This window comes from Arcobacter defluvii (assembly GCF_013201725.1).
In the GTDB taxonomy this organism is placed as follows: Bacteria; Campylobacterota; Campylobacteria; order Campylobacterales; family Arcobacteraceae; genus Aliarcobacter; species Aliarcobacter defluvii.
Genome location: NZ_CP053835.1, coordinates 1,178,682 through 1,193,982, shown reverse-complemented (window position 1 = coordinate 1,193,982; position 15,301 = coordinate 1,178,682). Strand labels below are relative to the sequence as shown.

Sequence of the window (15,301 nt, the reverse complement as noted above, 5' to 3'; positions counted from 1 at the left end):
TTTAACTATGTATTTTCATCTGTTTTATTGTTTCATCATCTATCTGTAAATTTCTATTTTTTAGTTTTTCCATAACTTTACTTTTTCTCTCTTCATTTAAGTTCTGTCCTACTTTTATCTTACAACTTTGAGTTTCAATTTTTAACTCAATAATTGCAGTTTTATCAAGCATCTTTGTATACATTGCTTTATTATAAGCAATTTCTTCAAAACTATCTTCTTTTTGAAACTTTTTCATCAAAGCATTTAAAACATCAGCTTTTTTATTTCCATCAATTATAAATTCCAACTTTCCTTCAAATAAAACTGAAGCAAAAAATTGAGTTGCAGGACAAGCTGCAATTGTATCACTAAAATATGAAGGTATAAAAGAGTATGGTTTTACTACTAAAAAAGCTGCGTTTGGGTTTGAGTTTATAGCTTCTATTTTTCTTCCTTCTTTTGCACCATGAAAAAAGATAGAATTTTCAAAAAATACAAAATTCAAAGCTACACAATATGGTTTTCCCTGGCTTATTAAACTTAAAGTGCCATATTCACAAATTTTTAATATCTCATTTATACTATTCTCATCTTTTACATCAAACTCTTCTCTTCTCATCTTTTTCCTTCTTATGTTGTTTGATAAGCTTCAAGTATTTCTATTTTCATAACTGCTCTTGCCCACTCAAATTTATTTTTCATCACTTCATATTCTTCTATATCTTGAAATATTTCTGCTTTTCCTATTATTTTAACTCCAATACCCATTCCATGTAAACCTTCAAGCTCTCTTGTCCCAATAACAACAATTACTCTGTTTTCATTTTCTAATATTTCTTCCATTATTTCCATTCCTCCAACTGGAATAAAAAGATTATTGTCTTTAAAAATAACAAAAGAATTCCATGTATTTACAATATGAGGAAAATCTTCTCCTTTAGCAACTACACTAAAAACACCTTCATGATTCAAAATATTTTCTATTTTTTCATTCATTTTTTTCCTTTTTAAGTAATTATTCGTATAATATCAATATTTTGTACCTAATAAAAGATACACTTTTTAGTTTTTTAATAAGGACAGTTATGTATAAATTTTATAACAATTCACCTCTTTATATTCAACTTTATGAACAAATGAAAAATGAAATAAAAAATGAGCTAAAAGCTGGAGTGAAACTCCCTTCCATAAGAAAAATAGCAAATGATTATAAACTTAGTAAAACAACTGTTCAAACTGCTTATAATCAACTTTGTTGCGAAGGATATATACAAAGTATTGAAAAAAGTGGTTATTATGTTTGTGAAGAGATTTACCAGAAATTCAACACTCAAATTGAAAATAAGAAAGATGAAGTAAAAGAGGATAAAAACTATAAAATAAACTTTTTTCCTGCAAGTCTTGATAAAAACTCTTTTCCTAAACAAACTTGGTTAAAACTTTATAATAAAGTTGTAAAAGAAGATGTTCATTATGGTGTATATTCAAATTTTCAAGGTGATTATGAACTAAGAAAAGAGATAAAAAAATATCTTTTAAACTCAAGAGCAGTTTTGTGTAATACAGAACAAATTGTCATCACAAATGGATTTTCTAATTCTATGTTTGTTTTAACAAATATTTTAAAAAGAATTTCAAATAAAGTTGCTATTGAATCTCCTGGATATAAAGTTGCAAGAAAAGTATTTGAGTTATCTTCTTTTGAAATAAATGACATTCCTGTAAATAAAGATGGTTTGGATTTTAATTTTTTAGAAAAAACTGATTCAAAGATTTTATATACAACTCCTTCACATCAATTTCCAACTGGAATAACAATGCCAATTGCAAATAGAATAAAACTTATAAATTGGGCAAAAAAACATAATGCTTTTATCATTGAAGATGATTATGATAGTGAACTAAGCTATTATAATCGCCCTATTCCATCTATGCAAAGTTTAGAAAATAGTGATAGAGTTATTTATTTAGGTACTTTTTCAAAAGCTCTTTCTCCTGCGTTAAGAGTATCTTATATTGTTTTGCCAAACTGTTTATTGGATATTTATCATGATGTTTTTGATTTTGTATTTTCACAAGTTCCAATAGATATTCAAAAAACATTGACACTTTTTTTAAAAGAAGGTTATTGGGAAAAACATCTTAGAAAAATCAGAAATTCAAATAGAAAAAAACATAATTTAATGAAAGAGTATTTAAAAAGTTATTTAAAAAATGAGATAAAAATTATAAGAGAAGGAAGTGGCTTAAATTTATTGATAAAACCACTTATTGATATTGATTATGAAAAGCTTGAAAAAACAGCTCAACAAAAAGATGTAAAAATCTATTTTAAAGAGTTTTTTAATCTTGAAAAAGTAATAGCTTTGGGATTTGGTGGTTTTGAAGAGTTTGAAATAGAAAATGCAATAAAAACTTTTAGTGAAATTTGGTTTGAAGTTAAAAAAGTTTAAAATAAATTTTTAGTAAAAAGGATATCTATTGAAAATTTTAAAATATGAAAAAATAGAAGCTTCTTTTAAACCTTGGAATGAGGATTATTTTGATGTTGCAAAAGCTTTAATTGAGTTTATATCTACAAAAGAGTTTGAAGTTATACATATTGGTTCAACTTCATTTATGGTTGGTGGAAAAGGAATAATTGATTTATCAATTTTATATAAAAACAATGATTTAAATAAAGCCATAAATCATATAAAATCTTTAGGTTTTCAAGACCAAATAAGCCAAAATCCTTTTCCAAAAGAACGTCCTAGAAAAGATGGAATAGTTATTTTTAATAATTCAAAATATATTATTCATCTGCATGTTATAGAAAACAATTCACTAGAACATATAAAACAGATAAAATACAAAGAATATATGCTTTCAAATCCAAGCGCAAGAAAAGAGTATGAAAACAAAAAATTAGAGATTTTGAAAAAAGGAATAATTGAACAAGAAGAATATGGAAAAGAGAAATCCCCTTTTGTAAAATCAATTATTACTAAAATTGATATTTAACTACACTTTTAAATCACAAAAAAGAACCTTTTAGATAAACTATCAAAAAATTAATTACTATAAATTTTGAGGAAAAAATGAAATATAAAATATTTGTAGATGGACAACACGGAACTACAGGATTAAAAATCCATGAAATGTTAGATGGACGTGATGAAATAGAACTTTTATCTATAAAAGAAGAAGAGAAAAAAGATTTAAATAAAAGAAAAGAGCTTTTAAATAGTGCTGATTTAGTATTTTTATGTCTTCCTGATGCTGCTTCTATTGAATCAGTTAGTTTAATCACAAATGAAAATGTAAAAGTAATTGATGCAAGCACAGCTTTTAGAACAAATCCTTCTTGGACTTATGGAATTCCTGAAATAACTCCAACTCAAAGAGAAAAAATCAAAAATTCTAAAAGAGTTTGTGTTCCAGGATGTCATGCAAGTGGATTAATCATGGCTATGAAACCTTTGATTGTAAATGGGATATTAGCAAATTCTCAAAAATTAATTTGCCATTCAATTACTGGATTTAGTGGTGGTGGAAAAGCTATGATTGATGATTATGAAAAAGCAAAATTTGAAGATATTGGAGGTCAAAGACCTTATGCCCTAACACTTCACCATAAACATCTTCCTGAGATGAAATATGTTTTAGAATTAGATGAAGCTCCTCTATTTACTCCAAGCGTTGGAAACTTCAAACAAGGTATGCTTGTGATGAGTTATTTAGTTAAAAAAGATTTTAAAAAAGTAGTTTCAAGAAAAGAGATTTTAGATTTATATAAAGACTATTATAAAGATGAATTTTTTATAAATATAATAGAAAACAATGATTCATATCTTGATGCAGGTTTATTAAATCCAATGAAATGTAACAATACAAATACTTTAGAGATTTCTGTTTATGAAAATGATACTGATATGGTAGTTATTTCAAGACTTGATAATCTTGGGAAAGGTGCTAGTGGAGCTGCTGTTCAATGTATGAACATTATGTTAGGACTTGAAGAATCTAAAGGTTTAAATTCAAGAAAAAATTAAACAAAAAGTAATTCTCACTTTTTGTTTTTATATTTTTGTAACCCAAACACCAACATTTAAACTTGAACCTGATGAACCAACAAATGAACCTGATATAGGCGAAATATTATCAGGTAATCTTGATACAGCTACAGAAATATGATCTTTTCCTACAATTTCTCCAATTGTTGGGTCAAAACCTATCCATCCACCACCAGGAATATAAACTTCAGCCCATGCATGGGTTGAACCTACTTCGTGAGACATTAAAGGTGCATATAAATATCCACTTACAAATCTCGTAGCCAATCCTAAACACTTGACAGCTTCCATAAATAAATATGCAAAATCTCTACAAGAACCTGAACCATAATAAAGTGTCTGTTTAGCTGTTTGAACTCCTGTTTCTTCCCTTACTTTATAGATAAAATTATTGAATATATAAGTTGTAAGTTTTTGTAAAAGAGTATATGTTTGAATTGTTTCACCATATTTATAGATATTATATATCCAATTATTTAAAAGAGTTCTTGTATCTTCATCTGGCAAAATCATATATGAAGATAAAATAAAATTGTCATTTGCTAAATATCTAAAAGGATAGTTTATTGCATAATCAGATACGATAAAATCAAGTGGTGTTTCATTATAATGCTGAATAACAACTTCACTTTCAATAAAAAGTTGTTTTGTAGAAATATCAAAAGTTGCTACTGCAACAGAGTTGTCTTCAACATCTCTATGCCAAAATATTTTGGATTTTGGCACTGTTTTTAAATTAAAAGATTCAATCCTTAACTCATGGCTTTCTCTTGGTCTCAAAAGTAAATAATGAGCTTCTAGATTTACATAATTAGAATAATTATAATAAGTTCTATGGATAATTTTGTAATGTTGCATATGTATCCTTAGATTACTTATTTTCTATTTATATCCAATAAAAATTTAAATTTTTTAACCTTTTAAAGGTCAATTACCATTGCTATTTCATCACAAATTGGGAAATGCTTACATCTAATGCAATCTGCCCAGATTTTATGCTCAGGGATCTCTTCTTTTGAAATTTCTCTAAAACCACAACTTTCAAAAAAACCTTTTTCATAAGTTAAAGATAAAAGTTGTTTTATTCCATACTCTTTTGCTTCATTGATACAGGCTTCTACAAGTTTTTTACCAAGTTTTAAACCTCGGAATTCTTTTCCAACAACTAAACTTCTTACTTCTGCTAATCTTGGAGAATGAATATGTGTTGCTGTAAAACCAGCTAATTTTCCATCAACTTCAACAACTGTATAAGAACGAATAGTTGTTGCCATTTCATCTTCTGTTCTAAGTAAGATTTTTCCTTTTTCAACCTCTTCTTTTACTAATGCTTGCATTAGAGGTATATCAGCTACAGTTGGTTTATAAAATCTAATTTCCAAATAAATATCCTGTTATTTTATTTTGAAGGTCAATTATACCTCTTTTTTTAAGATTTGATATAAAAATTCCATCAGGATAAACTCTCTTTAATTGAGCTAGTTCATTTTGTTTCAATTTATCTGTTTTTGTAAAAGCGTGAACTATTATCTGGTCACCTCTTTTTATATCCAATAAAAATTCATCTACATTTTTATCTATTTCAAGCTCAGGATGTCTTGAATCTATTAAATGTACAAATATTTGTAGATTTGGTCTTAATTCTAAATATCCAGTTAAATTTCTATTCCATTCAGCTTTTAAACTTTTTGCAACTTTTGCATAACCAAATCCTGGTAAATCCACAAATCTAGCAAATAAATATGGCATCTCTTCATTTTCAGTTTTAAATTTTATTTCAAAATAATTTATTAGCTGTGTTTTTCCAGGTGTTGAAGATGATTTTGCTAATCCTTTTCTATTAGTCAAAGTATTTAAAAGTGAAGATTTCCCCACATTTGAGCGTCCTAAAAAAGCAACTTCTGCTACATTTGGTGCAGGTGAATCATTTACACTTTGTGCAGATTGCAAAAATTTTGCATCAACTATTTTCATTATTTTGTTCCTTCATTACCACGTTCTACATTTATTATAAATCTAACTGGTTTATTTTCACTACCTTTTACTTTAGCTTCACCACTTAGTTGATTTACATAAATAGTATCTCCATAAATTTTTCTATCATCATTTTTTTCTTGTAAAAATCCATTTCCAATTATTGTATACTCTTGTTTTGCTGGAGTATATATAATTTTGTCACCATTTCCAATATAATGTTTGTCTGTTGTAACTATTTCAAAATCTGCTTTTCCAGTAGCTTCATATTTTAATGGTACTTTATTATTTGTTTTTTTATCTGTAGTAAAATAAACATCAACTCTATTTGCATTTAGTTTATCTTGTCCCATTTTAATTTTTACATTTCCTGTAAAAATAGAGATTCCTTTTTTATCATCTGCTTGAAAGTTTTGTGCATCAATTACCAAAGTTTCAGTTTGTGCAAATAAAATTGTAGAACAGATTAAAGAATAAATTAAATATCTCATTATTTTCCTTTTTAATTTTTTGTAAGATCTATTTCAAAATGTGTATTTTTAGCTGTGATATTATCATTATTAATATCTAAATATAAATTTGTACCTTTAAAGAGATGAGTATTATAAATACTTTCAAAAGGTTTACTATTTTTTGCTATTTTCTTAATATCATCATATATTAATTCATTTGTATTTAATTTTATAAAATCATCTCTTTTATACTTTACATTATTAGTTAAAGTATAAACATCAGCTCTTTTAATAATCAAATCAGCTTTTAGATTTTCATTTTTATAATCTTTTGTAGAATCTTGATTTTTTAATGTAATATTAGCATCAAACATCTCATCTCTTTTTTCATATTTTACTGCATGTTCTGCTATTATTATTCTATGTACACTTTTATCATCTAAAGTATACATAACTGGTTTTTCAAAGACAACTAAAGGTAAATCTTTTCCCATTACATTTTTTTCTAAATTTTTAACAGGAATAAAATAAGAAGCTACTGCAATAAGCAATAAAATAAATATAAAAGATTTTATGCCCATGCGTTTACAAAAGCCTCTTCTAATCCATCTTCTTTAAAAATATATTCAAGCATTTCTCTTACTGCTCCATCTCCACCTTTTCTTTCACATATCACATTTACAAAATCTTTTAAATAGTGTGTGCCATTTGCAGGAGTAAAAGAAAGACCTACTTTTTTTAACATATTATAATCATTTAAGTCATCACCAATTGCAGCAACTTGATTCCAAGACAAGCCTTCTTGCTTTAAAATATTTTCTAAAACCTCTTGTTTATTTTTTACACCTTGATGAAGATGTGTAATATTTAATTCTCTTGCTCTTTTTTCAACTAATGAAGAGTTTCGTCCAGTAATAATAGCAGCTTTTTTCCCAAAATTTTTCGTCCAAACAGCTATTGCTAAACCATCAGCTACATCAAAAGATTTTGTCTCTTCACCAGTCGAAGAATAAGTAATTTTTCCATCAGTTAAAGTACCATCAACATCTAAAACAATTAATTCAATCATAAAACACCTTTTGTACTTGGAATCCCTAACTTCTCATTTTTTACTAAAGCTCGTCTTAATGCAACTGCAAAAGCTTTAAATGAAGCTTCTAAAATATGATGTTTATTTCTTCCTCTATCTTGAATAATATGAACTGTTAATCCTGCATTTCCTGCAACTGCATGAAAAAATTCTTCAACCAATTCAACATCAAACTCACCTACTTTACCACTTACATTTACTTCATAAACCAAATAAGGTCTATTTGATAAATCTAATGCACAAGTTGTTGCTGCTTCATCCATAACAACAGTTGCATTTCCATATCTTTCTACTGCTTGAATTGGAAAAATTGCTTTTTTTAAAGCTTGCCCTAAAACTATTCCACAATCTTCAACTGTATGGTGTGCATCAATATGTAAATCACCTTCGCAAATTAAATCGATATCTATTCCACTATGTTTTGATAAAGCTTCTAACATATGGTCAAAAAAACCAACACCTGTTTTTATGTTGAATTTGCCACAACCATCTAAATTTATTTTACATTTAATATCAGTTTCTTTTGTTTTTCTATTAATTTCTACCATTTTTATATCCTATTTAATAACCATTGCATTAGTTAGTCCATTTATATTTTTAAATCTTTGAGCTTCATCATAACTTCTAAAACCTTTTATAAAAACTTTATATAAAGTTTTTCCATTAACAAATACTTTTTCAGATTCAACTTTATTTGAACTAAATTTTCTTTGATAATCACTTTTTGTTTTTTGAGCACCTTCTATTTTACTAAATGCACCAACTTGAATACTATATATTCCATTTGAAACTGGAATTGACTTTGTTTTAGTAGTTACAACTGGTGCTTTGGTAGTGCTTTTTGTAACAACAGGTGTTCCAACTTTTGATGGAATAATAACATTTGTTGTTGTAATCTTATCCTCTTTTATATCCAAAGGTTCAAGAACATCAATATTTTCTGTTTGAACAGTTGGTTTTACCTCATTTTGAGCAAGTTCAGTATAAGGTGCATCTTTATTTTCTATTTCACCATTATATCCAAGAACTGTTATTTTTACATTTGCTGTTCCACGTCTTACCATATCAATTTCATTTGCAGCTTTATTTGATAAATCAATAATTCTTCCCTTTACAAAAGGTCCTCTATCATTAACTCTTACAACTATCGATTTTCCATTATCTAAATTTTCTACTTTTAAAACTGTATTCATAGGTAAAGTTTTATGAGCAGCTGTCATATCGTACATATTATAAACTTCACCATTTGAAGTTTTTTTTGTATGAAAATCTGGTCCATACCAAGATGCTATCCCTTCAAATCTATCTCCAATATTAGCAATAAATGGATAGTATTTTATTCCAAATACACTATAAGGTCTCATTGTATATCTATGCATCTCTTTTGAATTATTAATTTTTGAATTTTTTGTATCTTTATAAAATTTCATATAATCATCACTATAATTTTTTTGTGAACAACCAGTAAATAAAAATAAACTCATAATTACTAAAAATAGACTAATCCTCATATTATTTATTAATTTCAATTTTTTCTCCTATTTTTATTAAATTTGATTTTTTATTATTATCAAGTTTTAATTTCTTTAAATTTACTTTATATTTCTTCGCAATTAACTCTAAAGAATCACCTTTTTTTACAATATATATTATTTGTTTTTTCTTGTTTTCTACCACTTTTTTTATAGGTTCTTTTACTTTTATTTCTTGTTTTATTGGTTTCACAAAAAGTATTTTTTGATTGTAAATTTCTACTTTATTATGTGGAATATATATATTATAAAGTTTTGAATCAGTTGGAAGTGTCTCTTTTTTAATATGTTTATTTATACTTTTAAATTCATTGTAATTCATTCCTACAATATTTGCTAAAGATTTTAATTGTAATCCTTTATGTGCTTTAACTTTTTCTAATTGATATTTACTTTTGTTATTTATACTTTTAAATAAATCTCTATTTGCGATTATTGAAAATGCAACTATTTTTTGAATATAGTTTAAACTTGAAGTAGGAAGATATAAATTTTTACTATTATTTTTTACTAAATAAGAAAAATCATAATATCCTTGTCTTTTTCCTATTTGATTATAAATTTCATATAAATTACTTAAACCACTTTTACTTTTTTTATAATCTTCTAAATAACTTTTATAAACTCTTATTGTTCCATCATTATTTGAATTTGGATTTTCTTCTAAATATTTATCAAGAGAAGCTCTTGCAATACCTTCGATAACTCTCCCTTCTCCACAATTGTAAGCAAGAAGTGCTAAATACCATTTATTGAATTTATTATAATACCGTTTTATATAAGAACTCGCTGCATCTGTAGATTTTACTAAATCTAATCTCTCATCTATAAATTCATCATTTCTTAATTTAAGATTTATAGCTGTTTGAGGCATAATTTGCCATATACCAGCTGGATTTTTCTTGCCTTTTTCATGATTTACAAAACTTGATTCAAGCATTGGAATAAAAAATACTGCTTCTGGAAGATTTTCATTTTCAATTTCTTCTCTTACGATTTGAGCATTTAAAGAAGATTTTTTTAATATATTATTGTAATAATTTATATTTTTATTTGATGAGTATTGTTCAAAGATACTTTGAAAAGAAGATTCATTTACAAAAGAACTATCTAAATCCAAGTCTTTTAATATTTTTAAATCTGATTCATTTGAAATGTTAGCTAAAAGATTATTTACAAAAATAAGTAGTATGAAAAAAAATTTATTCAAAAAGTCCTCTCTTCTTAATATAGCCTAGATTATATCTAAGAAAGACTAGAAAACTCTTTAAATAATTTTTTTGCGTTATTTGTAGTTAGTAGTTGAATATCTTCATCACTAATATTTAATAATTCTGACATTTTTTGAGAAACAAATGTAGTATAAAAAGGTTCATTTCTTTCACCTCTATGAGGATGAGGAGTAAGATAAGGAGCATCTGTTTCAATCAATAATTTATCTTTAGGAATTTTTGGCAAAATCTCAACTAATTTTTTTGCATTTTTAAATGTTAGTACTCCACCTATTCCAAAATAAAAATTATGTTCAGATAAAGGAAGTAAATGTTCACTTGCATTAAAACAGTGTAGAACTCCACCAACTTCTTTTGCATTATTATCAATCAAAATTTGTCTTGAATCATTTGAAGCATCTCTAATATGTACGATTAGAGGTTTTTTAACTTTTTTTGCAAATTCTATTTGAGATATAAATACTTCTTTTTGTTTTTTTATATTTGCAATTTTTTCTTCTTCATTTTCAGGTAACCTAAAATAATCTAATCCACATTCACCAATAGCAATACATTTAGGATGATTTACATATTTTTCCATCATTTCTTCAGTATACATATCTATATCATAAGGATGTATCCCAACAGCAAAAAAAACTTCATCATATTTTTCAGCTAACTTTATAGCTTGTGGTAAATCATTAAAATCAGCTCCAGGGATTAAAAATCCCTTTACACCATGTTGAAGTGCGTTTGATATAACATTATGTATATCTTCATAATATTGTTTGTTGTCTAAATGACAATGGGTATCTATAATTATGATAAATCCTTAACTTATGATAAAAATCTTTTATTTACTAGGTTGATAATATTGTTTATTTGAGAAATATCTGAGGCTTTAATCCAAGCATCTATTCCAAAATTTTTAAAAGCTTCATAATCACTCTCATCATCAATTATAGCAATAGAAACAAATTTATCTTTACATATTTTTGATTTATTTTCTTCAAACTCAAATATTGAATCAATATTTAAAATCACAATATCTGCATCTCCACTTGTTCCTGTATGAAAATACTCAACTGTAAATTCAGGATTAAATAAAGATTCATCTATTTCACAAAATGTCACAATTTTCATAATATTATCTCCCCTTTTTTATTATATTAATTCTATCAAAAAAATTATTAATATCTCTGACTCTTATAAAATGTATCTTGCTGTATCTACATTATCAACAATGTCATCTAATTTATCAGATACAAGTTCTTTTGTAACAACAACTTTTGTACCTTTTTTTTCATCAGCTTCAAAAGATATATCTTCAATAACTTTTTCAATAACTGTATGAAGTCTTCTTGCACCTATATCTTCCGTTTTTTCATTAGCTGTTACAGAATATTTTGCAAATGCTCGAATTGCTTCATCGTCAAATTCTAAATCAACATCTTCAACTGCTAATAACGCTTTATATTGTCTAAGAAGTGAATTTTTTGTATTTGTTAAAATTTTATATAATGCTTCTTCATCCAAAGATTCTAATTCTACTCTTAAGGGAAATCTTCCTTGAAGTTCAGGAATTAAATCACTTGGTTTTGAAACATGAAATGCCCCAGCAGCTATAAATAAAATATGATCAGTTTTTATCTGACCAAATTTTGTTTGAACTGAACTACCTTCAACTATTGGAAGTAAATCTCTTTGAACTCCTTCTTTTGATGGATCTTGTCCATTATTTTTTTTACCTGATGCAATTTTATCAATTTCATCTAAGAAAATAATCCCACCATTTTCACATCTTTTTAATGCTTCAACTTTTATTGCTTCAGAATCAAGTAAACTTTCACTTGCAACACCTCTTAATAAAACTTTAGCATCTTTAATTGTTACTTCTTTTTTAATCGTATCTTTGTTTAATCCACCAAGCATTTTATTTAAGCTTTCTTGCATAGAACTCATATCAAAAGGCATTGATGAATCCAAAATTTCTATATGTGTTTTTTTAGGAATATCTATTTCTATTTTTTTATCATCTAAAACACCTTCTAGAAGTTTTTTTTCCATAGTATTGTATGTTTTAATAAAAGATTCTTTAGCACTCTCACTTGCACTTTCTGGAAGTGGTGGAACTAATTTTTCAATAATTTTTTTATTTACTTCATCATCAATTTTATCTTTTATTTTTTCTTCAAACTCACGTGTAACTAAATTTATTCCTTCATATACTAAATCTCTAATCATAGATTCAACATCTCGACCTACAAATCCAACTTCAGTATATTTACTTGCTTCAACTTTTACAAATGGTAAGCCCATCATTTTAGCTAATCTTCTTGCAATTTCAGTTTTACCAACTCCTGTGCTACCTATCATTAAAATATTTTTAGGCATTATTTCTTCTTGAAGTTTTGGCTCTACTTTCATTCTTCTATATCTATTTCTTAAAGCTAACGCAATTGTTTTTTTTGCATTATTTTGCCCAATAATATAATCATCTAAGTAGGCAACTATTTGCTTTGGCGTCATATCCATACTTTTTTAATCCTCTAACTTTAATATTTTTATATTTTGATTTGTATAAATACACAATTCACCTGCAATCATAAGTGATTCACGTACCAACTCTTCTTCATCTAAAGTTGAATGCTTAGCAAGTGCACGTGCAGCAGAAATAGCAAAATTTCCACCACTTCCTATTGAAGCAATTGATCCATCTTCAGGTTCAACAACATCACCATTTCCACTTAAAATAAAAATCTTTTCTTTATTTAAAACTATCATCATAGCTTCAAGACGTCTAAGAACCTTATCTTTTCTCCACTCTTTTGAAAATGCAATTACTGATTTTAACAAATCACCTTTACAAGCTTCTAAATGCCCTTCAAACATATCAAAAAGATTAAAAGCATCTGCTGTACTTCCTGCAAATCCTGCAAGTATTTGGTCTTTATAAAGTGTTCTTATTTTTGTAGCATTACCTTTTAAAACTGTATTTCCAAAAGTAACTTGACCATCTCCACCAATTACAGCTTTGTTTGCACCTTTATATGCAAGTATCGTTGTAGCATCAAACATTTATTATTCTCCAATTATGTCAACTTTTAAAGTTGCATGAATCGCATGTCCTAATTTACAATCAATTTCATAAATTCCTACAGATTTGATTTTTTTATCTAAAGAGATATTCTTTTTATCTATCATAATTGAAAATTGATTTTCTAATTCTTCACTTATTTCTTTATTTGTTACTGAACCAATTAATTGTCCATTTGCACCAACTTTGTGTTTTACAGTTAATTTTGTTGCATTTAATTTTTCTGCTAACTCTTTAGCATTTGCTATTTCTTGTTCTTCTTTTAAAGCTTGTTTTTTTTGTTCTGCTTTCCATCTATTTAATACTTCTGTTGTTGCGTGTAGAGCTAAACCTTTTCCTATTAAAAAATTTTTTCCATATCCATCAGCTACTTCTTTAATCTCACCAGCTTTTCCTAAACTTTTTACATCTTTTGTTAATAATACTTTCACAATAACTCCATTCAATTTTAATTAATTTTATTTTACTATATTTTTTTTAAATCATTATAAAAAGCCTATTTTATATCTCTTTTGGCTTATTTAGATTGGCTTTTATTTTTCTTTTTTTAACATAATTATTTAATCCTATATGATTGTTATAACCTAATAATTTTGATATTTTTCTTACACTCAAACCAACAGCTAAAAGTTCTTCTATTTTATCTCGTTGTAAATCAAATTTTGATTTTTGTATAGTTCCTTTTGGTTTTCCTAAAGCCATACCATTTAGTTTTTTTGCTGTTAATGCTTCTTTTGTTCTTAAGCTCATTAACTCTTTTTCTAAACTAACTGTCATTGAAATAACACCTAATATCATTTGTGTCAACATATCTTTATCATCTAATAAATCAAGATTTTGTTCAACAACTAAAATTCTTATTTTATTTGATAATAAGAATTTTACTATTTCTAAAATAGTTTCTATTGTTCTGCCAAAAACATTCAAATTTGATACAATAATAGTAGAATTTTTTTCACAGTTTTGTAATAATTCTAAAATATTTTTTTCTTCATTTGGTGTACTAATATTTATTTCAATATTTTTAAATACTTGAATATTTTGTTTATCTATATATTTTTGTATAGACTCTTTTTGTTCTTGTGTATATTTGTCATTATTTTGATTTTTTCTTATATAAGTAAAAATTTTTGACATATAAAATCCTTTTACATAAAGTAAATTAAAATATTTTTTATTAAACATTATGTTTAATTTTTATATATATTATTTATACAAAATGTTATCACTCATAAGATTAATTTCAACTTAGAAATCATGTTAAAATAATATTAAAATAATTGAAAGTTTTTTTTTGATATTATCAGTTTTCGTATATAAAAATAAAAGGTTTTACTTGAGAATAACAGTAGCAATTTCAGGAGCTAGCGGTACTAATCTTGGTATCAATTTTATAAAAGAGTTACCAAAAGATTTTGAAATATTTGTGGTATTCTCAAAAAGTGCAAAAAAAGCTTTAAAGCTTGAAAATAATCTACAAATAGATGATTTATTTAAAGATTATAAAAATATCACTATTTTTAAAGATTCAAATATAGGTGCAAGTATTGCATCTGGTTCATTTAAAGTTGATAAAATGATTATTCTTCCTTGTTCTCAAAATACTCTTGCAAAATGTAGTGTTGGCATTGCAGATTCTTTAATCACAAGAGCTTTTTCTGTTATGTTAAAAGAAAAAAGAGATATTATAATCGCGCCAAGAGAGATGCCTCTTAATACAATAACTTTGAAAAATATGTTGAAATTATCTAAATTAGGAGTTATAATTGCTCCTCCAATTTTAGGCTATTACAGTAATCAACAAAGTTTGGAAGAGATGGAAAAATTTTTGATTGGTAAATGGTTTGATTTGTTAAAAATAGATAATAATTTATATAAAAGATGGAATTAAATATGTTAAAAAAAATG

General features: G+C 26.0%; 21 protein-coding genes. 4 read left to right on the top strand and 17 right to left on the bottom strand.

Annotated features, from left to right (window positions below):
- Position 1: 1 nt before the first annotated feature.
- Both ADFLV_RS06030 and ADFLV_RS06025 read right to left on the bottom strand, forming a co-directional pair.
- Positions 2–601: a pyridoxamine 5'-phosphate oxidase family protein gene (locus ADFLV_RS06030; RefSeq protein WP_129011065.1), complete on the bottom strand. Its 600-nt coding sequence runs from the start codon at positions 599–601 to the stop codon at positions 2–4.
- Between the two features lie 11 nt (positions 602–612).
- Positions 613–978, bottom strand: coding sequence for an FMN-binding protein (locus ADFLV_RS06025; RefSeq protein ID WP_129011066.1), 366 nt, complete (start codon positions 976–978; stop codon positions 613–615).
- Between the two features lie 89 nt (positions 979–1,067).
- Between ADFLV_RS06025 and pdxR the strand changes: the two genes are divergently transcribed.
- From pdxR to argC, 3 genes are all read left to right on the top strand, one after another.
- Complete coding sequence (gene pdxR / locus ADFLV_RS06020) at positions 1,068–2,435, top strand: MocR-like pyridoxine biosynthesis transcription factor PdxR (RefSeq protein WP_129011067.1); 1,368 nt, start codon at positions 1,068–1,070, stop codon at positions 2,433–2,435.
- Between the two features lie 28 nt (positions 2,436–2,463).
- Positions 2,464–2,985 (top strand): GrpB family protein, encoded by a 522-nt coding sequence (locus tag ADFLV_RS06015; RefSeq protein WP_129011068.1) that lies wholly within the window; start codon positions 2,464–2,466, stop codon positions 2,983–2,985.
- A 77-nt stretch (positions 2,986–3,062) separates the two neighbouring features.
- On the top strand, positions 3,063–4,016 hold the full coding sequence (gene argC, locus ADFLV_RS06010; RefSeq protein WP_129011069.1) for an N-acetyl-gamma-glutamyl-phosphate reductase: 954 nt from the start codon (positions 3,063–3,065) through the stop codon (positions 4,014–4,016).
- Positions 4,017–4,043: 27 nt separating this feature from the next.
- Here the strand turns inward: argC and ADFLV_RS06005 are convergent, their stop codons facing one another.
- The 15 genes from ADFLV_RS06005 to ADFLV_RS05935 form a co-directional block, all read right to left on the bottom strand.
- Complete coding sequence (locus ADFLV_RS06005) at positions 4,044–4,895, bottom strand: transglutaminase family protein (protein ID WP_129011070.1); 852 nt, start codon at positions 4,893–4,895, stop codon at positions 4,044–4,046.
- A gap of 62 nt (positions 4,896–4,957) precedes the next feature.
- Entirely contained in the window at positions 4,958–5,419 is a 462-nt protein-coding gene (locus tag ADFLV_RS06000; RefSeq protein ID WP_118917005.1) for an N-acetyltransferase, read from the bottom strand.
- On the bottom strand, positions 5,409–6,011 hold the full coding sequence (gene yihA, locus ADFLV_RS05995; RefSeq protein ID WP_014473945.1) for a ribosome biogenesis GTP-binding protein YihA/YsxC: 603 nt from the start codon (positions 6,009–6,011) through the stop codon (positions 5,409–5,411). The genes ADFLV_RS06000 and yihA overlap by 11 nt, the downstream gene beginning before the upstream one ends.
- On the bottom strand, positions 6,011–6,502 hold the full coding sequence (gene lptA / locus ADFLV_RS05990; protein WP_014473944.1) for a lipopolysaccharide transport periplasmic protein LptA: 492 nt from the start codon (positions 6,500–6,502) through the stop codon (positions 6,011–6,013). The genes yihA and lptA overlap by 1 nt, the downstream gene beginning before the upstream one ends.
- 11 nt (positions 6,503–6,513) lie before the next feature.
- Entirely contained in the window at positions 6,514–7,044 is a 531-nt protein-coding gene (locus ADFLV_RS05985) for a hypothetical protein (RefSeq protein ID WP_014473943.1), read from the bottom strand.
- Positions 7,035–7,532, bottom strand: coding sequence for a KdsC family phosphatase (locus tag ADFLV_RS05980; protein ID WP_129011071.1), 498 nt, complete (start codon positions 7,530–7,532; stop codon positions 7,035–7,037). Before ADFLV_RS05980 ends, ADFLV_RS05985 begins: the two co-directional genes overlap by 10 nt.
- Positions 7,529–8,101, bottom strand: coding sequence for an imidazoleglycerol-phosphate dehydratase HisB (hisB, locus tag ADFLV_RS05975; protein ID WP_014473941.1), 573 nt, complete (start codon positions 8,099–8,101; stop codon positions 7,529–7,531). The genes ADFLV_RS05980 and hisB overlap by 4 nt, the downstream gene beginning before the upstream one ends.
- A gap of 9 nt (positions 8,102–8,110) precedes the next feature.
- On the bottom strand, positions 8,111–9,082 hold the full coding sequence (locus ADFLV_RS05970; protein ID WP_129011072.1) for a septal ring lytic transglycosylase RlpA family protein: 972 nt from the start codon (positions 9,080–9,082) through the stop codon (positions 8,111–8,113).
- Positions 9,066–10,295 carry a lytic transglycosylase domain-containing protein gene (locus ADFLV_RS05965; RefSeq protein WP_129011073.1) on the bottom strand — a complete coding sequence of 410 codons (1,230 nt, stop codon included), beginning with the start codon at positions 10,293–10,295 and terminating at the stop codon, positions 9,066–9,068. The genes ADFLV_RS05970 and ADFLV_RS05965 overlap by 17 nt, the downstream gene beginning before the upstream one ends.
- Before the next feature lie 35 nt (positions 10,296–10,330).
- Positions 10,331–11,119, bottom strand: coding sequence for a TatD family hydrolase (locus tag ADFLV_RS05960; protein ID WP_129011074.1), 789 nt, complete (start codon positions 11,117–11,119; stop codon positions 10,331–10,333).
- Between the two features lie 14 nt (positions 11,120–11,133).
- A complete protein-coding gene (locus ADFLV_RS05955) occupies positions 11,134–11,439 on the bottom strand; it encodes a hypothetical protein (RefSeq protein WP_014473937.1) in 306 nt (101 codons plus the stop codon).
- A gap of 63 nt (positions 11,440–11,502) precedes the next feature.
- Positions 11,503–12,831 carry an ATP-dependent protease ATPase subunit HslU gene (gene hslU / locus ADFLV_RS05950; protein ID WP_014473936.1) on the bottom strand — a complete coding sequence of 443 codons (1,329 nt, stop codon included), beginning with the start codon at positions 12,829–12,831 and terminating at the stop codon, positions 11,503–11,505.
- A 6-nt stretch (positions 12,832–12,837) separates the two neighbouring features.
- Positions 12,838–13,374 (bottom strand): ATP-dependent protease subunit HslV, encoded by a 537-nt coding sequence (hslV, locus tag ADFLV_RS05945; protein WP_014473935.1) that lies wholly within the window; start codon positions 13,372–13,374, stop codon positions 12,838–12,840.
- A 3-nt stretch (positions 13,375–13,377) separates the two neighbouring features.
- Entirely contained in the window at positions 13,378–13,824 is a 447-nt protein-coding gene (gene rplI, locus ADFLV_RS05940; protein WP_014473934.1) for a 50S ribosomal protein L9, read from the bottom strand.
- 70 nt (positions 13,825–13,894) lie between these two features.
- Entirely contained in the window at positions 13,895–14,530 is a 636-nt protein-coding gene (locus ADFLV_RS05935; protein ID WP_014473933.1) for a recombinase family protein, read from the bottom strand.
- A 199-nt stretch (positions 14,531–14,729) separates the two neighbouring features.
- Between ADFLV_RS05935 and ADFLV_RS05930 the strand changes: the two genes are divergently transcribed.
- Entirely contained in the window at positions 14,730–15,284 is a 555-nt protein-coding gene (locus ADFLV_RS05930) for a UbiX family flavin prenyltransferase (RefSeq protein WP_129011075.1), read from the top strand.
- The last annotated feature ends 17 nt before the right edge of the window (positions 15,285–15,301 follow it).